This window comes from Cypionkella sp., assembly GCF_034376685.1.
GTDB lineage: Bacteria > Pseudomonadota > Alphaproteobacteria > Rhodobacterales > Rhodobacteraceae > Cypionkella.
Genome location: NZ_JAXMJJ010000063.1, coordinates 1 through 21,534, shown reverse-complemented (window position 1 = coordinate 21,534; position 21,534 = coordinate 1). Strand labels below are relative to the sequence as shown.

The 21,534-nt window shown below is 59.1% G+C and carries 22 protein-coding genes; 7 read left to right on the top strand and 15 right to left on the bottom strand.

The features are described 5' to 3' along the window. Window positions 1–333 (bottom strand): tRNA-guanine transglycosylase (locus U1A24_RS12440; RefSeq protein ID WP_322322288.1); only part of this gene is annotated, 333 nt, incomplete at its 3' end. A gap of 95 nt (window positions 334–428) precedes the next feature. On the opposite strand from U1A24_RS12440, the gene U1A24_RS12435 reads away from it, so the two are divergent. Further along, window positions 429–1,052, top strand: coding sequence for a TetR/AcrR family transcriptional regulator (locus tag U1A24_RS12435; RefSeq protein ID WP_322322287.1), 624 nt, complete (start codon window positions 429–431; stop codon window positions 1,050–1,052). Window positions 1,053–1,280: 228 nt separating this feature from the next. Here U1A24_RS12435 and U1A24_RS12430 read toward each other — a convergent pair whose 3' ends face one another. The 6 genes from U1A24_RS12430 to U1A24_RS12405 form a co-directional block, all read right to left on the bottom strand. Continuing rightward, on the bottom strand, window positions 1,281–2,024 hold the full coding sequence (locus tag U1A24_RS12430; RefSeq protein ID WP_322322286.1) for an ABC transporter permease: 744 nt from the start codon (window positions 2,022–2,024) through the stop codon (window positions 1,281–1,283). A 32-nt stretch (window positions 2,025–2,056) separates the two neighbouring features. Then, window positions 2,057–2,794: an ABC transporter permease subunit gene (locus U1A24_RS12425; protein ID WP_322322285.1), complete on the bottom strand. Its 738-nt coding sequence runs from the start codon at window positions 2,792–2,794 to the stop codon at window positions 2,057–2,059. Continuing rightward, window positions 2,794–3,558 (bottom strand): transporter substrate-binding domain-containing protein, encoded by a 765-nt coding sequence (locus tag U1A24_RS12420; protein ID WP_322322284.1) that lies wholly within the window; start codon window positions 3,556–3,558, stop codon window positions 2,794–2,796. Before U1A24_RS12420 ends, U1A24_RS12425 begins: the two co-directional genes overlap by 1 nt. Window positions 3,559–3,591: 33 nt before the next feature. After that, the gene (locus U1A24_RS12415; RefSeq protein WP_322322283.1) at window positions 3,592–4,371 is read right to left on the bottom strand and encodes an ABC transporter ATP-binding protein; all 780 of its coding nucleotides are present in this window, start codon (window positions 4,369–4,371) and stop codon (window positions 3,592–3,594) included. A 153-nt stretch (window positions 4,372–4,524) separates the two neighbouring features. Then, window positions 4,525–5,643, bottom strand: coding sequence for a 3-dehydroquinate synthase (gene aroB / locus U1A24_RS12410; protein ID WP_322322282.1), 1,119 nt, complete (start codon window positions 5,641–5,643; stop codon window positions 4,525–4,527). A gap of 1 nt (window position 5,644) precedes the next feature. Then, entirely contained in the window at window positions 5,645–6,220 is a 576-nt protein-coding gene (locus U1A24_RS12405; protein ID WP_322322281.1) for a shikimate kinase, read from the bottom strand. A gap of 172 nt (window positions 6,221–6,392) precedes the next feature. Between U1A24_RS12405 and U1A24_RS12400 the strand changes: the two genes are divergently transcribed. From U1A24_RS12400 to U1A24_RS12385, 4 genes are read left to right on the top strand one after another with little or no spacing between them, the layout of a single operon-like run. Then, a complete protein-coding gene (locus tag U1A24_RS12400) occupies window positions 6,393–6,527 on the top strand; it encodes a hypothetical protein (RefSeq protein ID WP_322322280.1) in 135 nt (44 codons plus the stop codon). Continuing rightward, a complete protein-coding gene (locus U1A24_RS12395) occupies window positions 6,517–8,133 on the top strand; it encodes a hypothetical protein (RefSeq protein ID WP_322322279.1) in 1,617 nt (538 codons plus the stop codon). The genes U1A24_RS12400 and U1A24_RS12395 overlap by 11 nt, the downstream gene beginning before the upstream one ends. Beyond that, window positions 8,134–9,084: a tyrosine recombinase gene (locus U1A24_RS12390; protein WP_322322278.1), complete on the top strand. Its 951-nt coding sequence runs from the start codon at window positions 8,134–8,136 to the stop codon at window positions 9,082–9,084. It abuts the gene before it with no gap. Continuing rightward, window positions 9,084–10,349 (top strand): transporter associated domain-containing protein, encoded by a 1,266-nt coding sequence (locus U1A24_RS12385; RefSeq protein WP_322322277.1) that lies wholly within the window; start codon window positions 9,084–9,086, stop codon window positions 10,347–10,349. The genes U1A24_RS12390 and U1A24_RS12385 overlap by 1 nt, the downstream gene beginning before the upstream one ends. On the opposite strand, the gene U1A24_RS12380 is transcribed toward U1A24_RS12385, so the two are convergent. Together U1A24_RS12380 and U1A24_RS12375 are read right to left on the bottom strand one after the other, a co-directional pair. Next, window positions 10,346–11,674: a CAP domain-containing protein gene (locus U1A24_RS12380; RefSeq protein ID WP_322322276.1), complete on the bottom strand. Its 1,329-nt coding sequence runs from the start codon at window positions 11,672–11,674 to the stop codon at window positions 10,346–10,348. The two genes, U1A24_RS12385 and U1A24_RS12380, sit on opposite strands and share 4 nt — an antisense overlap. Before the next feature lie 71 nt (window positions 11,675–11,745). Continuing rightward, entirely contained in the window at window positions 11,746–13,287 is a 1,542-nt protein-coding gene (locus tag U1A24_RS12375) for a helicase HerA-like domain-containing protein (RefSeq protein ID WP_322322275.1), read from the bottom strand. A gap of 459 nt (window positions 13,288–13,746) precedes the next feature. Here U1A24_RS12375 and U1A24_RS12370 point away from each other — a divergent pair, with 459 nt between their 5' ends. Then, window positions 13,747–14,415: an invasion associated locus B family protein gene (locus U1A24_RS12370; RefSeq protein WP_322322274.1), complete on the top strand. Its 669-nt coding sequence runs from the start codon at window positions 13,747–13,749 to the stop codon at window positions 14,413–14,415. Window positions 14,416–14,489: 74 nt separating this feature from the next. Here the strand turns inward: U1A24_RS12370 and U1A24_RS12365 are convergent, their stop codons facing one another. The 4 genes from U1A24_RS12365 to U1A24_RS12350 form a co-directional block, all read right to left on the bottom strand. After that, window positions 14,490–15,701, bottom strand: a complete 1,212-nt coding sequence (locus U1A24_RS12365) for a beta-ketoacyl-[acyl-carrier-protein] synthase family protein (protein WP_322322273.1) — start codon at window positions 15,699–15,701, stop codon at window positions 14,490–14,492. Beyond that, a complete protein-coding gene (locus U1A24_RS12360) occupies window positions 15,698–15,979 on the bottom strand; it encodes an acyl carrier protein (protein WP_416136338.1) in 282 nt (93 codons plus the stop codon). The genes U1A24_RS12365 and U1A24_RS12360 overlap by 4 nt, the downstream gene beginning before the upstream one ends. A gap of 30 nt (window positions 15,980–16,009) precedes the next feature. Then, window positions 16,010–17,101: a UDP-3-O-(3-hydroxymyristoyl)glucosamine N-acyltransferase gene (locus U1A24_RS12355; RefSeq protein ID WP_322322272.1), complete on the bottom strand. Its 1,092-nt coding sequence runs from the start codon at window positions 17,099–17,101 to the stop codon at window positions 16,010–16,012. A 130-nt stretch (window positions 17,102–17,231) separates the two neighbouring features. Further along, on the bottom strand, window positions 17,232–18,815 hold the full coding sequence (locus tag U1A24_RS12350; RefSeq protein ID WP_322322271.1) for a L,D-transpeptidase family protein: 1,584 nt from the start codon (window positions 18,813–18,815) through the stop codon (window positions 17,232–17,234). A gap of 399 nt (window positions 18,816–19,214) precedes the next feature. Between U1A24_RS12350 and U1A24_RS12345 the strand changes: the two genes are divergently transcribed. After that, a complete protein-coding gene (locus U1A24_RS12345; protein WP_322322270.1) occupies window positions 19,215–19,784 on the top strand; it encodes a YcbK family protein in 570 nt (189 codons plus the stop codon). A 99-nt stretch (window positions 19,785–19,883) separates the two neighbouring features. Here the strand turns inward: U1A24_RS12345 and U1A24_RS12340 are convergent, their stop codons facing one another. Both U1A24_RS12340 and U1A24_RS12335 read right to left on the bottom strand, forming a co-directional pair. Next, entirely contained in the window at window positions 19,884–20,636 is a 753-nt protein-coding gene (locus U1A24_RS12340) for an RlmE family RNA methyltransferase (RefSeq protein ID WP_322322269.1), read from the bottom strand. Beyond that, on the bottom strand, window positions 20,633–21,534 hold a 902-nt coding region (locus U1A24_RS12335), incomplete at its 5' end, for a Ppx/GppA family phosphatase (protein WP_322322268.1). The genes U1A24_RS12335 and U1A24_RS12340, both read right to left, overlap by 4 nt.

The following is a 21,534-nucleotide window of genomic DNA, read 5'->3' as shown; positions in this document are numbered from 1 at the left end:
GCCTTCCTGTGTGATGCGCCTGAGCGCCGAGAGGCTGTATATCTGGAACCCGCCGCTGTCTGTGAGCATCGGCCCCTGCCAGTTCATGAATTTGTGCAGGCCGCCCAGCCGCGCCACCCGTTCTGCGCCAGGGCGCAGCATCAGATGATAGGTATTGCCCAGCAGAATATCGGCCCCGGTCGCCCGCACGTTCTCGGGAAGCATCGCCTTGACCGTCGCAGCCGTCCCCACCGGCATGAAAGCAGGCGTGCGAATATCACCGCGCGGGGTGTGGATCACCCCCGTGCGTGCCGCGCCATCGGTCGCCTGCAAATCAAAGCCGAATTTTGTCATCACTGATCCCTCTAAGCGTTGCCCTTCTGCGGGAATCCGGGCAGAAAGTGAAGGGGCATGCGCGCCTTGCGTCGCCTACCGCGTGGAAAGTACAGATGTCCGACAAGCCCGCCTCCCCGACCAGGCCCCTCACCCGCCTTTCCGCCGAAACCCGCCGCAAGCACATCGCCGAAGCAGCCCTCCGCGCCTTGCAAACCCACGGCCATGCCGGTCTGACCGCCCGCAAGGTCGCGGCCGAGGCTGGCCTGTCGCTCGGCCATCTGACCTATCACTACAAAGACATGGCAGAAGTGCTGTCCGCCGCCTTCCGCCTTGCCGCCGACCAAGTGCAAGAGGCAGGCCGTCGCGCGCTGATCCAACCCGGCGGCACCCCGTCCGAACGGCTTGATCGGTTCTTGCGCGCAGGCTTCACCACCGATTTGATGACCCCGGCCCACCTGCGCCTGAAGATTGACCTGTGGTCCGCCGCCCTGACCCGGCCCGAGATCGCCTCAATCGAGCGCGCCCTCTACGACAGCCACCGCGACGCCTTGGAGCGTCTCTTGGACCGCATGGCCGCAGGCTACGCCTTTGAGCGTATCCCAGCGGTGGCCGATCTGATCATGGCAACCCTCGACGGCCTCTGGCTGGATTGGCTGCGCCGCGGTGATGAGCTGGCGGTGAAAAATGGCCTCGACGGTTGCGTGCTGTTCGCCAGATTGCGCTTGGGCGGCAACTGAAGCCCCCAAACGAATTTCAAAGAAAGCCGAAATTCGGAGCGCCCTTCACACAGCTTCCTAAAACTTGTCTAAAATTTGCTTTCAGACTGGCTAAAATACTCCCGCCGGAGGCATCCAACAACACCGTCAAAATCCCGTTGCAAGGCGAGAGTGTTAAAAATCCGTTAAAACGACCAAGCTATCATATTGATATAAATGAGTTAAAATTGGTCCCGAGTTGGGACCACATCAAGCAACTTTGCTTGGGAACCGCCGCTCAAACCACCAGAACAGCAGAACGATCAGCCCGGTGATCGCCATATAAACCACCGCCAGCAACAAGAGCGGCTCATAAACCACCAAAGTATCGCGCCGCACCCGCCCGGCCACGTCATAAATATCCATGATTGTGATTGTCGAGATCAGCGGCGTGCATTTCAACTGCAACACCGTCTCGCCACCAATTGTCGGTAACACCCGTTGGATCGCCTGCGGCAACCAGATCCGGCGGAAGATCGTGAACCGAGGCATCCCCATCGCGCGAGCGGCCTCCAACTGGCCATGCGGCACGCTTTTGAACGCGCCGCGCAAAATCTCGCCCTCATAGCCCGCCACCGACAGCGACAAAGCCAGCACCGCGTAGGGCCAGGCTTGTCGCAAGATCGGCCACATAGCGCTATCCCGGATCCAAGGGATCGACGGGAACAACGAGCCGATGCCGTAATAGAGCAGCCAGATCTGCATGAGCAACGGTGTGCCCCGGATCACCGAGCAGAACACCCGCGCGGGCCATGCCAGATAGCGCGGACCCGCCGCCTGCGCGAAGCCGATCGGGATCGCAAGCGCAAAGCCAATCACCATGGTCACCACAAGCATCCAGATCGTCTGCCACAAGCCGCGTAGGATCATGGATTGATACTTCGGGTTCGCCAGCCAGTCCCAACGCAGGCTATAGGCGCACCACATCACAAACGCCGCTGCGATTGCGATCATGATTACTCGGCGCAAGTTGAGAAAATCGCGCATCAGCCCCTCGAATCTCGTTGGCCACGGCGCGCGACTTTCTCAAGCCGCCCGAACAACAGGATCGAAATCAACGAAATCGCCATGTAAAGTCCCATCGCCGCGCCATAAAACGTGAAGAATGCTTTAGTGGTCGCCGATGCTTGGAACGTGGCTTTGGTTAATTCGGTAAAGCCGATCACCGCCAACAACGCAGTATCCTTGGTGGCGTTTAACCACAGATTCCCAAGACCGGGAATGGCGTTTGCCGTCATCAGCGGCAATGTTATGCGCCGCGCCAGCATGATAGGCGGCATGCCCATTGCCCGTGCAGCTTCAATCTGGCCATGTGGCACAGCAAGTATAGAGCCGCGCAGAACCTCGATTTGATAGGCTCCCTGTACCACGGCCAGCACAACCACTCCGGTAACAAATTGCGGCAAGTTGATCCGGTCATAACCCAAGCCAAGCAACACTTGGTTCAGCAACGCAGGCACGGCGTAGTACAGGATCAGGATCAACACCAACTCTGGCACTGCGCGGACGATGGTGGTGTAGACGGACAGTAAATCCTTGGTCACTGGCCCGCCGTGCAGTTTACCAAAGGCCCCTGACACACCGATGCAAAAGCCAATGGCATATGCTCCAAGAGCAATCAGCAGCGAATTGCCAAAGCCCCAAAGCAGGGTTGCCCCCCAACCGCAATCGCCAAAGCCAAGCAGGGTCAGGCTCGAAAGTTGTGCGGGCGGGGGGCAGACCATCAGTTTGCGGGGCCGTAGATGTCGATGGTGAAGTATTTTTTGGTGATGGCATCATACTCGCCATCCGCGCGCACCGCGGCGATCGCAGCGTTCAGCGTCTCTTTCAGCGCATCGCCTTTGCGCAGACCAAAGCCCACGCCACGCCCCAAAATGACCGGATCATCGACGACGTCACCGACATTCTCGCAGCAGGCACCGGCCTCGGTTTTGAGGAAGTCGGCGACCACAATCGAATCGGCCACAACAGCGTCAATTCGGCCAGCAGCGAGATCCTGATATGACTCGTCCGAGGTTTGATAGCTTTTCAACTCTGACTCCGGGAAATGCGCCTGAACATAGGCCTCCTGGATCGTCGAAACCTGCACGCCGATGATCTTGCCATTCAGGCCCTCAGCCGTGGGCAGGACGCCCGAGCCTTTGGTCGCCATCACAGCGGTCGGGGTGTTGTAATATTTATCGGTGAAATCAATACTCTTTTCACGCTCTTCGTTGATCGACATCGAGGACATGATCACGTCGATTTGCCCAGCAGTCAAAGCCGGAATGATGCCGTCCCAAGCGGTAGGGGTGATCACACATTCCAGCGCTGCCTTTTTACAAACAGCACCCAGAAAATCAATTTCCCAGCCGACCCAGTTGCCGCTGGCATCAGGCGAGGTGAACGGCGGATAGGGCTCTGCGGCGACGCCGATCTTCAGCGGCTCCGCGAATGCAACGGTTCCGAACAGCATGGAGACAGTCGCAGCGATTACAATCTTCTTCATAGTCTTCCTCACAGGTTGATTTAAGTATCCGGGTTAACCCACGGTTTTCAGGAATTGTTTTAGTCTTTCTGATTTTGGCGCGCCAAACACTTCAGCGGGTGGGCCTTGTTCTTCGATCAGCCCATTGTGCAGGTAGATCACATGGCTTGCGACCTCGCGGGCGAATTTCATCTCATGCGTCACAAGCACCATCGTGCGGCCCTCATCGGCCAAACCACGGATCACTTGCAACACCTCTCCCACCAGTTCGGGATCAAGCGCCGAAGTCGGCTCGTCAAACAACATGGCACGGGGTTCCATGCACAAAGCCCGCGCAATCGCTGCCCGTTGCTGCTGCCCTCCCGACATGTAGGCTGGATAAGCGCCCTCTTTTTCGGCCAGACCAACACGCGCCAGTAATTTACGCGCCCGCGCCTCAGCTTGAGCGCGCGGCAGTTTCAGCACATGCACCGGCACTTCAATCAAGTTTTCCAGCACGGTCTTATGGGTCCAGAGGTTAAAATTCTGAAACACCATGCCAAGACTTTGTCGCAACCGTTCAATCTGCCGTCGATCCGAAGGGCTGCCATCGCCGTGCATCGCAACCGCCTCACCACCTATTTCAATGGTGCCCGCAGTCGGGGTTTCCAGAAAGTTGATGCAGCGCAGCATTGTCGATTTGCCCGAGCCCGAACCACCGATGATCGCCACCACGTCACCTTCGCAGGCCGTCAGCGATACGCCTTTCAACACCTCATGGGTACCGAATGATTTGTGCAGACCAGCCACACGAATTGCGATGGGCTTTTCAGCCGTAGTTCCCTGAATCGGCATGTGTTTCCTGCCGTTATGATTTCAACCATCAAATGCGCCGCCCTGGAATTGTGCAAGCGAATAATTCCTGCCTGGCTAGCGGGTGTCGGCAAAATCTGAGCGCAAGCGCAATAATATCGGGCAAACGAGAGCTTATTCAGCGGCACCGGCGCCTTAGCGGCGCGCTGCTAGGGCATCGGCCAGCAGATCGCATACCAGATCAGGCGGCACGTCTTCGGCCACAAAGGCCTCGCCAATGCCGCGCGCCAGGATAAAGCGCAGCTTGCCGTCTATCACCTTTTTGTCTTGCCCCATCAGCGCCAGCAGCGCCTCGGCCCCCGGGAGATCGCCCTGGATATCCGCCAGATCGGTCTTCATCCCCATGGCTTTCAGATGCGCGCGCACCCGGCTGGGTGCTTCTTGCGCGCAGAGACCAAGCCTCTGGCTGAGTTCAAATGCCAGAGCGCAACCGATGGCGACACCCTCACCATGCAATAGCCGATCCGAGAATCCAGTAGCCTTTTCAAGCGCATGGCAGAAGGTGTGGCCAAGATTAAGCAAGGCGCGCTCGCCTTCCTCTGTCTCATCGCGGCTGACGATCCCGGCCTTCATCTCAACCGCGCGCGTCACCGCATACTGCCGCAGGCCGGCATCGCCCTGCGCCATCTCTGGCGCGTTTGCTTCGAGCCAATCATAAAACCGAGCGTCGCCGAGCAGACCGTATTTCACCACCTCGCCGTAGCCCGCGAGGAAATCTCGGCGCGGGAGGGTGTCCAAGACGTCGATATCGGCCAGCACCAAGCTCGGCTGGTGAAACGCGCCGACAAGATTCTTGCCCTGCGGCGTGTTGATCCCGGTTTTACCACCGACTGAACTGTCAACCTGCGCCAGAAGCGTGGTCGGAATCTGCACAAAGCGCACGCCCCGGCGCAGCACAGCAGCAGCAAAGCCGACCAAATCGCCGACCACGCCGCCACCAAACGCAACCACCACATCACGACGCTCAATCTTCTGCTCCAGCAGCCATTCGACGCAGCGCGCAAGTTGAGCCCAGCCCTTGGAGCCCTCGCCAGGCGGGATGGTCAGCGCGGTCATGGTGATGCCTTCGGTTTCAAACGCTTTCGCAAGATCCATCAAATGCCGCGCCGCAACAGTGTCATCAGTGATCACGGCCACTTTGCGACGGTGCAACAAAGGCGTGATCTGACAGCCAGCCTGCGCGATCAGGCCTTGGCCGATACGCACAGAGTAGCTGCGCGATCCAAGGTCAACGTCGACCACATTCAGGCTCATCTTAGATCCTTTCCAGCACGTCGGCGCGGGTTGTCAAAGCCTCGACCACACGCTGCGCCATATCCTCAACCGACAGCTCCGCAGAGGAATCGACCACCAAGTCGGCCATCTGGTAGAAGGGAAGCCGCGCTTCGTAAAGACCGCGCAGAGTTTCGCGCGGATTTGACGTGCGTAGCAAGGGACGCGTGGCCTTGTGACGTACACGTTGCCAGAGAAGTTCCAGATCCGCGCGCAGCCAGACTGAAACGCCCGCTTCGTGAATTAGCAATCGGTTGGCCTCGGCCAGATATGCACCGCCTCCTGTCGACAGGATGCAAGGTGCGCCGCGCAACAATCGGGCGATCACCTCGGTTTCACGCGCTCGAAAAAACGCCTCACCATCGCGACTGAAAATCTCGGCAATACTGCGATCCGCCGCGCGCACAATCTCTTCGTCCGAATCGAGGAAAGGCACACCCAGCATCCGTGCAAGAGCCGTACCGACTGCGGTTTTGCCCGCCCCCATCATCCCAACCATCACGACAGTTTTCTTCAGCAACGCCATGTTTTTCCCTGTCTGCCTTGACTTCCGACACATCAGAGGCGCATCGCCGCCCAAGGCAAATCTTTCTTGCCTGAATGGCGTGAACTCGGCGCAAATGCCATATATAATCTTCATTAGGCTGCGAAGCGTTTTCGTGGTGCAGCTGTACTGAAACAACAACAGATGCGTCGGGTGAACCGACAGTAGTAATAAAGGCGGAGAGGGCATGGGGCGTCTGATCAAGGTTTTCGTGGTTTTGGCGGTGCTTGGCTTCATTGGGCTTACGGGTTACGCTTATCTAGCGGATCTTTCCCCGACCGCGTCAGAGGTGAAATTGCCGGTGACCCTGAATGCCGATTAACCATCTCGGCCTATGCGTGGCTTTGGCGCTTGCGCTGCCAACAGCCGCTGTTGCCGAGAAAAACCCGCTGTCCGCCATCGACTGGCTGTCGCAATCGGTTAAAACGCCGATGCCGAAAGGGAGCGTCGCGCCGCGTACCCCGTCAGAGCCTGTGAGTACAGCGTTGAAAAATGGCACGCAAGCCAACCTGCCGCCCATCGCGAATGAGCCGAAAGTCACCACCGATGCTTTGCCAGACCAAGTGGCGACCACAGTGCTGGGCGGCACTTCGCTGGACGCAGTCGGGCTGTTGCCACCGCAAGTGACCGGATTTCCTCATGATCTCTGGGGCATCGGCCACAGCGCCGAGATTGCCGCAGATATCGCCGAGGCCGGGCAAGGTGACGTGCCTGCACTGCAATCCTTACTGATGACGCTGCTTTTGGCCGAGGCCGAGGCCCCAGCCGATTCGGAAGGCTCGGGCGATTTGCTGATTGCACGGATCGACAAGTTGTTGACGATGGGGGCCTTGGATCAGGCGCAGGCACTGATCGATGTCGCAGGTGCCGCCAGTTCGCCCGAGCTGTTCCGCCGTAGCTTTGACGTCGCGTTGTTGACAGGCGAAGAAGACGGTGCCTGCGAGATATTGAAATCAGCGCCCGGACTGGCCCCGACCCTGACCACCCGTGTGTTCTGCTTGGCCCGCGCCGGGGATTGGAACGCAGCAGCCCTCACCCTGCGCACAGCGCAGGCTTTGGGCAATATAAGCGCCGAAGACGATGTGCTGCTTTCGCGCTTTCTTGACCCGGATCAGTTTGATGGCGAAGAGATGCCGCCCGCGCCAAAGCCTATCACGCCGCTGGTCTGGCGGATATATGATGCGCTCGGAGAGCCTTTGCCCACCGCCACCCTGCCCCCGGCATTTGCGCATGCCGACCTGTCCGAGCATGCCGGATGGAAATCTCAGATAGAGGCAGCCGAGCGGTTGTCGCGGGCAGGCGCAACCCCCCCGAATGTGTTGTTGGGCCTGTACACGGACCGTGCGCCTGCGGCCTCTGGCGGGGTTTGGGACCGCGCAGATGCCTTTCAGCGCTTTGATGCAGCACTGACCAAGGCCGACACTGCGGCCGTTGAGCAGCGTCTGCCGCTTGCCTATGCGCGGATGAGGGATGTCGAGGTCGAAGTCCCGTTCGCAACACTGTTCGCAAGCCCACTGTCCAAGCTGCAACTCAGCGGCGATGCGGCACGGATCAGCTATGAGCTTGGCTTGCTCTCGCCGGACTATGAGCGGTTGGCGAAGTCGCAAAATGCGGGCCGCGACGCGCGTAGTCTGTTTTTGGCCGGATTGGCAGCGGGCTCTGTCAAGGCGTTGGTGGCGCCAGACAGCATGGCACGTGCGATTGCCCCCGCTTTCACCGATCCGCAACTGCCCGATGATATTGCCGCATTGATTGCGCAAAAACGGGTTGGAGAGGCGATGTTGCAGGCGATGATCCGCATTGAAAGCGGTCTGCGCGGTGAATTGGTGAAAGTCACCGAAGGCCTTTCGGTGCTGCGCAAACTTGGGCTCGAAGATATCGCCCGACGCACAGCGTTGCAGTTGATGCTGTTGGAGCGGCGGGGTTAGATGGCAGCGCCCGCGCAATCCGACAGTTGGATCTCTAGTTTTCTTGCGGCACAGGCGGCTGATCTGGGAGCCGCGCGCAACACACAAATGGCTTATGGGCGCGATCTGAAGGATTTCGCCGATTGGCTGTCACGCCATGCCAGTGGCTTTGCCGCAGCGGGGCGCGATCAGGTTGAGGCCTATCTGGTGTTTTGTGACGCGCAGGGCCTCTCGAAAGCGACCCGGGCGCGGCGGCTGTCAGCGATCCGCCAGCTTTACCGCTTTGCGCATGAGGAAGGCTGGCGCGACGACAACCCAGCCCTGCGCATCAAGGGCCCCGGTGCCAGCCAGCGCCTGCCGGGAACGCTGTCGTTGCCCGAGGTAGAGCGCCTATTGGATGCCGCCCGTCGCAAGGGCCGATCCGAACCCGAGCGGTTGCGCAACTGCGCTTTGGTTGAACTGCTTTATGCGACGGGCATGCGAGTGTCAGAACTGGTCGGCCTGCCGGTGGCTGCCGTGCGCGGTGATCCGAAGATGATTCTGGTGAAGGGCAAGGGCGACAAAGAACGCATGGTGCCGCTGTCGCCTCCGGCGCGCGTGGCGGTGCAAGACTGGCTGGCCGAGCGCGATGCGCAGGAAGATGCCGGGCGCAAGTTGGGCAAGCCCGCGTCGAAGCAGCTGTTTCCCGGCCCCGGCGTTGAGGGTCATCTGACCCGGCAGCATTTTTACTTGCTGATCAAGGATATCGCGGTGCAGGGCGGCGTTGATCCCAGCACCGTCACTCCCCATACGCTGCGCCACGCCTTTGCCACGCATCTTCTGGCGGGCGGTGCCGATCTGATGGTGATCCAGGCCCTGCTCGGTCACGCTGATGTCGCCACCACTGAGATTTACACCCATGTTCTTGATGATGACCTGCGCCGGTTGGTGCTGACGCATCACCCCCTCGCCAAAGGCAAACCGGACAAATAATGCACAACCTCTGGATTTACGCGCTGATCCTTGTCACGCTCGCCACTGCAGCGCTACTCACCGCCGTGATTGCCGCTGTTCAAAACCTGCCACATGGCCGTGCCTCAGTCCATTCCACAGCCATGGCCAAACTGATCGCGCGCGGCGAGATGGGCCTGATGGCGCTGCGGCTTGCCCATAGCCTGACCGCGCTTGCCGCACTTTCCGGCTTGCTCTGGCAAGCCCGTGACTGGACTGGTTTTGATTTTGCGTGGCTGACCTTCACTGCAGGCATAGCGCTTGCCCTGCTGGGCCGCATCATCCCCTCTGCCATCGGCACCGCAATAGCCGAATGCACACTTGTCCGTCTCGGCCTGTTCGGCCTGATCGCGGCATGGATATTCACCCCACTCGCCGCCCTGATGCAGATGCTGAAGCAAGCCGCGCTGCGCGGATTTGGGCTGACCTTCGATTTGGCCGAGCAGCATGACGCACTGCGCGATGACATCGCCGGGGCCATCGCTTTGGGTCATTCTGGTGGCGCGATGCAAAAGGAAGATCGCGACCGTCTGCTGGGGGCATTGGACCTTTCGGACCGCGCGGTTGAAGAAATCATGCGCCACCGCCGCCAAATCGAGATGATCAATGCCGATGATCCGCCCGGCGAGATCGTCAGCCAAATGCTCGCCTCGCCGCATTCCCGCCTGCCGGTCTACCGTGATGAGACCGAGAATATCCTTGGTGTGGTGCATACCAAAGACCTCTTGCGCGAACTTGACCGCCTGCTGCGCGGCGATGCCCCCGAAGGGCTGGAAAGCCTTGATATTCTGAAGGTGGCCAAGAAGCCCTATTTCATCCCCAACACCACCAACCTAGATGAACAAATGCGCGAATTTCTCAAGCGGCGCACGCACTTCGCCTTGGTCGTTGACGAATACGGCGCGTTGCAGGGGTTGATCACGCTAGAGGATATCCTTGAAGAAATCGTCGGCGATATCACGGATGAATTTGACGTCGTGGCCCGCGACTCTGGCCTGAAACGCGATGGCAATGGCGACTACCTGATCGACGGGGCAATGACGATCCGCGATCTGAACCGCGCCACCGACTGGCAACTGCCCGATGCCGAGGCCAATACCATCGCCGGATTGGTAATTCACGAGGCGCAGATGATCCCGTCAGAGGGTCAGGTGTTCCATTTCCACGGCTTCCGCATCGAAGTGGCGCAGCGCCGCGAAAATCGCCTCACCAAGTTGAAGCTGCGCCCGGTTACCGAGCGAGTCTAAACGATCGTCAACGCGTCGGCGAGGCCCACAGTTGTAGTAACCCCGGCAAGTGTGATGACTTCATTGGCGCTGAATTCAAACACCACATTGCCCGCCACCACATGCGCAAATCGCGAAACCACCTGCTGTGCGCTTAACGCAGAGCCGCCCCAGATCAGATCATCGAAAACCAGCTTTTCTTTGTCAGCCAGTGAAAAATCTACCACCACGTCGCGCCCAAAGTCATTCGCAAACACAAACGAATCGCTGCCAAGATTGCCTACGAGCACATCGTTTCCGGCGCCGCCATCAATCCGATCCGCGCCACCGCCGCCAGCCAGTCGGTCCGCCCCGTTGCCACCGAAAATCTTATCGCTTCCCAGACCGCCCGTCAGATTGTCGGCGCCGTTTCTGCCCATAAGCACATCATCTCCGGCACCACCATCAAACCGATTGGCGCCGTCATTTCCCGTCATTACATTGGCATTCGCGTTGCCAGTCGCAAACAGGTTGGCATTGCCAAGCAATGTCAAGTTATTGATACCGAGGTTCAGACCGATACTACCGGAGGAAAGTAGAAGGTTGTGGTTCACGATGTCGACTTTCACATTGCCGTTTGTCATCCAAACAGCAAACGCGAAATCCAGCCCACCGACTTTCCCAGTTACCGTTACCTCTGCAGCAGCCGTCAGCCCAATCGCATACCCGCCCGCCACCGCACTGCTTGCCGATTTCCCTTGCGCGGAGAACGTGGTCCCAGCCACACCTTCACCGATTGAGTAGAAACCGTTCCGGTCTGTGTCGTTGTAGATGACTCCAGTCAAAAATGCAGTGAGCGTCACAGGCTTGCCGTACAGTTCGGTCAGCATGGAGGAATCGTAGTTGCGCCCGTCGAGATTGAACTTCCCCCGTTCTTGCGCGATGCCGATCTCTTGGTAGGCATCGTCCAGCATAACTTTGCGGTGGCCAGCACTGAGGAACAGATCCTTATGATGCGTGTTGATCGCGCTATCCAAGTTCATCGTTCCCGAGGTACCGCGCCAAGACAGATCCTCGCCGATTTTTGACCCGCGGTATCCGGCGGCGGCGGCACGTTGCGACGCGGATGACCCGCCGCTACCTGTATGCGAGAATACATCCGCCGCAAGCATCCATTGCGAATGTCCAATCGCCGCGTTCTCCAACAACACGTTGGGGGCTAGGACCTGCTTTGAAGCCGTTGACACGGTTCCGGCCGCAAGGCCTGCGTTAAGATCTGTACCATAGCGCGCGGCTTCTCCGGCCGGATCAAGTCTAGCCCGGTTGATCAGTTCCAGCAGATACTGCTCAGCAGCCGTCAAAGCCATCTCGGCCTCCCCATTCAACGCAGATATTTATATCTGCTAGAAGAATAAGGCACAACGGGGACGCGATTATGTCAACGGCTACGGAAAAGCGAGCCCAGAACGCCGCGGATCACCGCCTGCCCAGATTTGGAACCCAAACTTCTGGCGAAACTTTTCGCAAAAGCTTCGCCAATCGAATCAGACCGGCTGGAGGTGGTTTTCTTCGGTGCGGCCTCGGTGCGGCTACCATCATAGCGGCGGGCATTACGAAACTCGCGGCTGTCCTCCTTTGGCTGGGCTGAGGGTGCTTCCGCCGCCTCTGCCTCTTTTGCCGCGTGTTCGGCGCGCGCGCGCAGGCGTTCATAGGCGCTGTCGCGGTCGACCCCCGTATTATATTTCGTCCCCATCGGCGAAGCCGCGATCAGTTGCGCGCGCAATGCCGGGTCAATCGGCCCAAGCTGCGAAGAGGGTGGGCGCACCAAAGTGCGTTCCGCCACGCCCGGAATGCCTTTGGCTTCCAGAAACGAAGTCACGGCCTCGCCGGTGCCGACATCGCGGATCGTGTCTTCTATGGCAAAGCGCGGATTGGGGCGATAGGTTTCAGAGGCCAGTTTCAGGTCTTTCTGATCCTTGGCGGTGAAGGCGCGCAAGGCGTGTTGCACCCGGTTGCCCAACTGGCCCAGAATCATCTCGGGCACGTCGGCGGGATTCTGGGTGATGAAATAGACGCCCACACCTTTTGAGCGGATCAGCCGCGCGACTTGCTCGACCTTGGCGACCAAAGCCTTCGGCGCGTCGGTGAACAGCAGATGCGCCTCGTCAAAGAAGAACACCAGTTTCGGCTTATCAGGGTCACCGACTTCGGGAAGATTTTCAAACAGTTCCGACAACAGCCACAGCAGAAAAGTCGCGTAAAGCCGGGGCGCGTTCATCAGCTTTTCCGCTGCCAGAATGTTGATCATCCCTGCGCCATTGGCATCGCAGCGCATCAGGTCCGCGAGATCCAGTGCGGGTTCGCCAAACATTTGGGCGGCCCCCTGATTCTCCAGCACCAGCAACCGCCGCTGGATAGCCCCAACCGAAGTGGGCGAGACCAGACCAAAGCGGCCCGAAATCTCGGACGCATGTTCGGCGACGAACGCCAGCAAGGCTTGCAGATCTTTCAAATCGAGCAGCGGCAGTTCTTCTTCATCCGCCAGCCGGAAGGCGACGTTCAGCACGCCCTCTTGCGGTTCGGTCAATTCCAGCAGGCGAGACAGCAGCAACGGCCCCATCTCGGCCACGGTGGCGCGGATCGGGTGGCCTTTTTCGCCAAACATATCCCAGAATGTCACCGGAAAGCTGCGATATTGCAGATCAAGCCCGATGGTGGCGGCCCGCTTCATAAAGCTGTCGTGCAGTTTCTGACTGGGTGAGCCTGCCGCCCCCAGCCCCGAAAGATCGCCCTTCACATCGGCCATGAACACCGGCACGCCTTCCGCCGAGAACCCTTCGGCCAAAATCTGCAAGGTCACGGTTTTGCCCGTTCCAGTGGCACCTGCAATCAGGCCGTGGCGGTTGCCGTATTTCAGCAGCAGAGTCTGCGGCACGCCATAAGCTTCGCCGCCGCCGCCCACAAAAATCGTCTCGCCCATTCCGCAACCCTTTGCCCTTGCCAAGCTGCCATTTGGCAACCGTTCAGTGCCAAAATACATTGTTAACCTGTCTCTGCCAGTCTGATCTTGCCAGAGCACCATTCGGTGTTTGTGATGGTTAACCTCCTCCCTTTCAGTGTGCCGCGCTGGTCAAACAGCGCGGCTTTTTTGACTGAGCGGCTGTCACAATCCGTCACAATTCCAGTTGACGTGGATTTGAAAGCGCCGTAGCGTCTGCCTCACAAGTCGGCCAGTCCGACAGGGAGAATAAAAAAAGTTGAAAAAGGGTCGGCTGTCCGGCCCTTTTTCCTTTTGTAGCATCTGGTTAGCTGGATCGTTTCAGACGTGATCAGTGCAGCAACTTTTCGCCCATGCGCGCGAAGACGTGATGTTTTTTCCCGCTGACTTCCCGGCTTTGCCATGCTATTGCCCAGCGAAACAATCAAGAAAGAGACAGTGATGTCGATGACTACTCTGCACCGCACACTCGCGTTTTCGCTCGGTCTGGCTTTTGTTGCCGCGACGTTCCCCGCCCTCGCGCAAGAGACCGCTCCGGCTGATCCGGCACTGGCAGCAACCGTAGATACCACCGCTCCGGCAGCCGATGATCTTAACATGGGCGTTGACAGCAACACACCGCCCGCGCCGCTGACGCAGGAAGCTGCGGCAGAGGGTCAGATCTACCAGCTCGCCGCCTTCGACGCCTGGTCGCAGCGTTGCACCAAGATGAAAGATGGTTCGGATCCTTGCGAGCTTTATCAACTGCTGAAAGACGGCGAAGGCACCAATGTCGCTGAAATCAGCATGTTCGCCCTGCCCGCTGGCGGCAAAGCTGCAGCGGGTGCCACGATCATCGCGCCGCTGGAAACTTTGCTGACCGCCAACCTGCAAGTGTCGGTGGATGGCAGCAAGGCCAAAATCTATCCGTTCACCTTCTGCGCCCAACTGGGTTGCGTGGCGCGTGTCGGCTTTACGGCAGAAGAAGTTGCACAGTTCAAAAAAGGCACCAAGGCCACGATCACCATCGTTCCGGCTGCGGCACCTGATCAAAAAGTCGAACTGACCGTCGCGCTGAAAGGCTTCACCGCCGGCTATGACGCGGTCGCGGCAACGATGCCCAAGCCGTAAGATCTGGCACAGATCACAAAAAGAAAGCCCGCCCCGGTTTATGGGCGGGCTTTTTTTATGGGCTTTGCCTGTGCTTACGGCGCTTTGCGCAAAACCAGCACGGCATTCAGCCCGCCAAAGGCAAAAGCGTTCGACATCACCAGATCCACCGACGCCTCGCGTGCCTGATTGGGCACCACGTCCAGCGGGCAATCCGGGTCTGCGACTTCATAGCCAATCGTTGGTGCAATCACGCCTTGCTGCAGGGCCATCAGGCAGGCGAGCAACTCTACCGCCCCGGTGCCGCCAATCAGATGGCCATGCATGGACTTGGTTGACGACAACATCACGCTTTCTGCCGCAGGCCCGAACACCTGCGCAATCGCCGCGCATTCGGTCTTGTCATTCGCCGCCGTGCCAGTGCCATGCGCATTGATATAGCCCACGGCATCCGGTGCAACCTTCGCATCCCGCAACGCCAGCCGGATCGCCCGCGCCGCACCTTCCTGTGAGGGCATCACGATGTCCGACGCATCTGAAGTCATCGCAAAGCCGATCACTTCGGCCAAAATCTCGGCCCCGCGCGCGCGCGCATGGTCGTAGTCTTCAAACACGAAAACGGCAGCACCCTCGCCCTGCACCATGCCGCTGCGATTCAGGCTGAACGGACGGCAGGCAGTTTGCGACATCACCCGCAGCCCCTCCCACGCCTTGATGCCACCAAAGCACAGCATGGATTCCGAGCCCCCCGTCACCATCACCGTAGCACTTCCGCCCCGGATCGCCTGAAACGCCAGACCCATCGCGTGATTGGAACTCGCACAGGCGGTCGAGACAGAAAAACTCGGGCCCCGCAGACCGAACTGCATCGCTACATGGCTGGCCGCAGCGCTGTTCATCAGCTTTGGCACCACGAAGGGGTGCACCCGGTTTTTATCCGCGGCATAGACAGCGCGGTAACTGTCATCCCAAGTGTTTACGCCACCCGCCGCCGTGCCCAGAACAACACCAGACTCGTCACCCAGATCACCGTCAAAAACCAGCCCAGACTGCGCAATCGCTTGCTCTGCCGCGACCAGCGTAAATTGCGTAAACCGATCAAAAAGCGTGATCTGCTGGCGGCTGAACAAAGCCTCGGCATCCCAATCCCGCACCTGCCCTCCGATTTTGATGCTCAGTCGGTCCTTGTCGCGAATGTCCAATTCGGCAATGCCACAACGCGCTTCGGCAAAAGCCGCATAGGTGCCAGCTACATCGCGCGCCAAGGCGTTGACCGTGCCTGCCCCAGTGATAACAACCCGCCTCATGCGGCTTTCTGAGAGATCAGACCTTCGACCGCCGCGACAATCGAGGCCACCGAGGTCAGATCAAACCCGCTTTTCGATGGCTCATTGGCGTTGAACGGCACGGAAATATCGAAGGCTTCTTCAATCGCAAAGATCGTCTCGACCAACCCCAGACTGTCGATCCCAAGGCTATCGAGCGATTGCGCCGGAGTTACATCAGCCACATCCAGCACGGCCTGCTCGGCAATAATCGCGATCACCTGGTCCTGCACGCTGATCACTTGGCTTTGCATGTTCATCGGGTTTCCTAACCTGTCCGTTTGCCCTGTTTAATCAACATCAGGTAACAGAGATATGGCCTTCTCCAATTCCGCCACGCGCGACGCCAGCCGAGGCAAGCGGCGCAGCGCCTTTTGCATCTCGACATGGGTTTCCATCTTCACCGCAGGGTAGCCCAGAAGCACCCGGCCCGCAGGGGCATTGGTGAAGATTTTGGTGGCTCCGCCTGCAATCACATCATCGCCGACAAAGATGTTGTCATTGACGCCACATTGCCCGCCCAGCACCACTCGGTCACCGATCCTGGCCGAGCCCGCAATGCCGACTTGCCCGCACAACAGACAATCGCGCCCGACCTGAACATTGTGACCGATGTGCACGAGGTTATCGAGTTTGGTGCCCGATCCGATCACCGTATCGCGAATGGTGCCGCGATCAATCGCGACATTGGCGCCAAGTTCCACATCGTCACCCAGGGTCACAGCGCCCAGCGAGTGAATCCGCGTCCAGCTTTGCGCGCGAATTTCATCGCGTTTTCCGAGGCTTGCACGGATTTCTTCAACCCCGGATTTCTCAGGCGTCACAAAGGAAAACCCATCCGCGCCGACCACCGCCCCTGGCTGACAGATGAACCGATGCCCGATGGTCACCCGCGCGCCAATCCGTGCACCTTGCAGGATCAAAGCATCGTCGCCAATCGTAGCCCCTTCGGCAATCGAAACATGGCTGGCGATGCGCGCGCGCGCGCCAATTACCACATCTGCCCCGATCACCACAAACGGGCCAATCGCAGCCCCCTGCCCCACACGCGCAGAGGCATCGACAATGGCCATCGGATGCACACCCGCCGCAATGGCTGGGCCGGGATCGAGCATCACCGACAACCCTGCCATTGCCAGTCGTCCGCGTGGTGCAAAGATCACCGCTTTCAGCCCCAAAGCCCGCCAATCTGCCCCCGGCCACAGGATCGCGGCTTGCGCCTGCCCGCGGGCGATGCCGTCACCGTAGCGCGGGTCCATCGCCAGCGCCAAATCCTGCGGACCGGCAGACGCAGGCTCGGATGCCCGCAATATGGTCAGATCAAGATCGCCTTCGGCCTCGGCCCCCAAGGCTTGCGCAATGTCACGGATTGAATGGGCCATAGCGTCCTCCGGCGGTTTGCAGAAGGTTTAGCGCGGATTGGTGGTAGCTTGAACCAGAATTTTCACAACAGCTAGACGGATTTCCCGCAGGGAAATCACATTGTTTCAATCGGCTGCTCGCAACAGGACATCACCCCTGCACTTCGGTCAAGGCCACCCCCGCCTCGGTCAGCGCCTCAAACAACTTGCGATCACGGTCATAGATATCGCGCCGATACGACATCCCCGTCTTGGTCGGCCAAGCGGTGTAATAGACCAAATGCACCGGCACTGGCACATCCAGCGAGACAGCGCTTTCGCCCTTGCTGTCGAGATGCTCTTTAAACAGTCCCTTCGGGTCGCTGGTTTGCTTGGCGAGCAGCATATAGGCGAAGTCAAACGGATCGCCCAAGCGGATGCAGCCGTGGCTGAACGCCCGCACCTCATTGGCAAACAGCGCCTTGGCCGGCGTGTCATGCAGGTAGATATTGTAGGGGTTCGGGAACATGAACTTCACCTTACCCAAGGCATTGCCGTCGGAAGGCGGCTGGCGCAGGCCAAACGGAAAGCTCGACGCCGAATAGGCAGCGAAATTGACCGCCCCGCGCGGAACCACCCGGCCCCGGCCATCAATCACCTGCAAATGCCCCACCGCATTAGGATTGCGCTGCAACATTGGCAGATATTCCTTGACGATGATCGAGCGTGGCACCCCCCAGCTGGGGTTGATCACCATATATTCCATCTCATCCGAGAATTCCGGGCTGCGCATGTCAGCCGCACTTTTGCCGACGACAACCCGCGTTTGAAACGTCACCCGGCCATGATCGAAGATCTCAGCGCTGAAATTCGCCTGATTGACCCAGATATGCCGCGCACCCAGATCGGTATGAGCCATCCAGCGCATCCGCTCCAACGCCACGGTTACCGCCTTCAACCTCTCATCCGGCGGGGTATTCAACGCCTCAATCGTCGAGCCCCCAGCCACACCATCGGCGGTCAGGCCCTGATCCAGTTGATAGCGCTGCACCGCCCGTTGCATCTGCCCGTCATAGATCGCGGTGGCAGAGCGGCCCATATAACCGAGTTCGATCAGACGATCCCGCAGCGCGACCACCGCAGCGCTGCTGTCCCCCGGCGAGAGTTTCGCGGCGGAAATCCCGATCATCGAAGGCGATTCACGTTCCAGCCGCAGCTTTTCCTTCATCACCCGCGCGTATTCAGGGGCGACAGGCAGCAAAGCACGCAGATATGCCTCAGGCGATGTGGTGGTAGCCATGCCTGCCAGCAACACTGCCGGATCAGGCCGACGGATCTCACGCACGATCGTTGAATCAATTTTCTTTGGGGTCAAAGCGCCGGAACTGACATCCCGCGCATAAGACAGGTAGGCCAGCGTCATCGCCAGTTCCAGACGGCCCCGGTCACCTTCCGTCACAGCGGCTTTCGCCAGTGCAATCAGATCAGCCGGATCGTAGCGCTTGACCGGCAGGCCCTGTGCCTCCGCCGTCGACAGTGCCATGATCAGCGCGTGACGTCGCGCTTGATCCTGGGGGCCCGTCCACAGCGGCTGATAGCGGTGGTAGCGGTAAAATGTCGCGACGGCCTCATCCTGCGCTGCGGCCTCGGCCAGAGATCGGGTGAAAGCATCGCTTTGCGCCATCGCCGGTGATGTCCAGGCCAACAACACCGTCAGCGCCGTGGTTGCGGTCAATTTGCGCAACAGCTCGCGCATGCAAGCCGAAAATTCTGGGGCAGAAAAAGAGGTGTGCACGATAATTCCTATGATCGGGCTAAAGCCCAGTCGCATCTGAGGGCCGTTTGGTCTTGAAAAGCTTGGGTGAAATCCAAGTAACTGTAAACTCATCTTAATACATCTGGCCGCTACGAGGTCGCGACTTTCACCGTGATTGTCGCATATTCGCCACGAATAAGGCAGATGCGGAATTCCCCACTTGGCTCCCTCATTTTCAGCAATTTTTTGCCTATTGCTGCCAGACTGAGTCGCAGCGGCCAATCTGCTCTTTGGCTTCACCGCAAGCTGTGTCATAAGGTGCAGGCACTTGGGGATGAAGTGACGAACAGAACCGCAACTTCAGGCGGTCAAAGACCAGCGACGGGACAGGCGCAAAGAATGGCGAATATGAACTTGAACGGGATCACGCGGCGTGGGCTGCTGGGTGTTTTTGCGGCGACAGCCGTGGTTGCAGCCCCGACTTATTCCAATGCTTTCGGCCTTTTGAAGGGCGCAGGCGACATTCGACGGATCCGGATGTATTCGGGCCGTACCGGGGAAAGCATCGACACCATCTATTGGGTCGAGGGCGAGTATATCCCGGAAGTTACCAAAGAAATCAATCACTTCATGCGTGACTGGCGCTCGGATGATGTGGCCAAGATGGATCCGCGCAACTATGACATCATCGCAGCAGCGCACCGCTTGCTGGATGTCCGCGAACCCTACATGCTGTTGTCTGGCTATCGCAGCCCCAAGACCAATGCCATGTTGCGCTCCCGATCCGGTGGTGTTGCTAGGAATTCGCTGCACATGAAGGGCATGGCCGCTGACCTCAGGATGAAGTCGCGTTCGGTGTCTCAAATGGCCAAAGCGGCAGAGGCCTGTTCCGCCGGCGGCGTCGGCCACTACTATGGCTCCAATTTTGTGCATATGGATTGCGGTCCGGTGCGCACTTGGGGCGGCTGAGGCGGAGTTTCGCCTAAGGTCGATCAACATTTAAGCAAAAAGGCGCCTGTCGGGGCGCCTTTTGTTTTTCGCAGGACCGGAATTGTTTCTAAGACCCGATCAATCCAATGCGTCAGGAAGCGGTGCAAAAGACCCGCTCAGCGTCGACTTCCCGCGGAACCCTTGTGCAACGACGAATTTTTCGGAACTGTCCGCGCGACTCGCTGGGGGTTTGACGTTGGCGACCTTCTTGAAGGACTTTTTCAACTGGGTCTGCATCTCCGCCTCGGCCCCGCCTGCCAGAACCTTGGCGACAAAAGTGCCGCCTTCTTCCAGCACGTCAAAGGCAAAGGCCAGCGCAGCCTCGATCAGCGCGATGATCCGCAAATGGTCGGTGCCCTTATGGCCAGAAGCCGAGGCCGCCATATCCGACATCACCACATCAGCAGGTCCACCCAGCCACCCCTTGACCAAAGCATCGGCCTCTTCCGACAGGAAATCCAGCTGATGGATCTGCGCGCCCGCGATGCTTTCGATCTCTTGCAAATCAATGCCCAGAACGGTGCCAATCGGCTTTTTCGGGTTATCGCCCAAAGCGTTGACCCGCTTCACCGCAACCTGACACCAGCCCCCCGGTGCGCAGCCAAGGTCAACCACCCGCGCGCCCGGCACCAGAAAGCCGTATTTGTCGTCGAGTTCCGAAATCTTGTAGGCCGCCCGCCCACGGAAGCCTTCTTTCTTGGCCCGGATCACATAGGGGTCGTTCAGTTGGCGTTCCAGCCACAGCGTTGATGACAGCTTGCGGCCTTTGGCAGTTTTCACCCGCACGCGCAGATCGCGCTGGCCCCGGCCTGATGTGTTCTTTTCGGTCATTCGAACGGTCCGTCCTCTAAAACGCCATCAGCGCTCATCTGTGCATACAAGAGCCCTTCACGCAGGCCACGGTCGGCAACGGAAAGGCGGTCGGTTGGCCATATCCGCATCAGCGCCTGAAGGATAGCCGCGCCGGACATGATCAGCGTATGTCGGTCGCGGCCAATGCGCGGATCGGTGCGCCGCCCCTCCGGGCCAAGCGACAGATATTCGCGGATCACGCTGTCGATCTGATCAGAGGTCATCTGCAAACCATCAACCTTGGTGCGGTCATAGCGCCGCAGGCCAAGATAACTGGCAGCCACGGTCGTCACCGTGCCGGAGGTGCCGATAATCTGAAATCCCTCGCGCTTTTGTGCCGAGGCATAGGGGCTGAATGAGGCAAGGTTTTCCTCAAAGAACCAACTCATCAGCGCAAAACGGGCTGCATCATCCTCGACATCCTGAAACTGATCTTTCAGCGTCGCCACGCCCAAGGGCACCGAAATCCAATCCACCACGCGCGCGCCCGCAGGCTCAACCTGAAAGCCGCGATGCAGCCGCATGATCGAATGCGGGCGGTCGTCAGGCGCCACCCCTGACAGATCAATCCACACAAGTTCGGTCGAACCGCCGCCAATATCCACGACCAGCAACTGCTCGGTCGAGCGGTTTACCAAGGGCGCGCAAGAGATCACCGCCAAACGGGCTTCTTCCTCGGCCGGAATGATCTCGACAACCAGCCCGGTTTCCCGCCGTACCTGCCGCATGAATTCCTTGGAATTGCGTGCACGGCGACACGCTTCGGTCGCGACAAACCGCATCCGCGTCACGCCGTGCTGTTCGATTTTCTTCTGGCAAATCCGCAAGGCTTGCATCGTGCGCCCCATCGAGGCACGACCAAGCCGGCCCGAGGCTT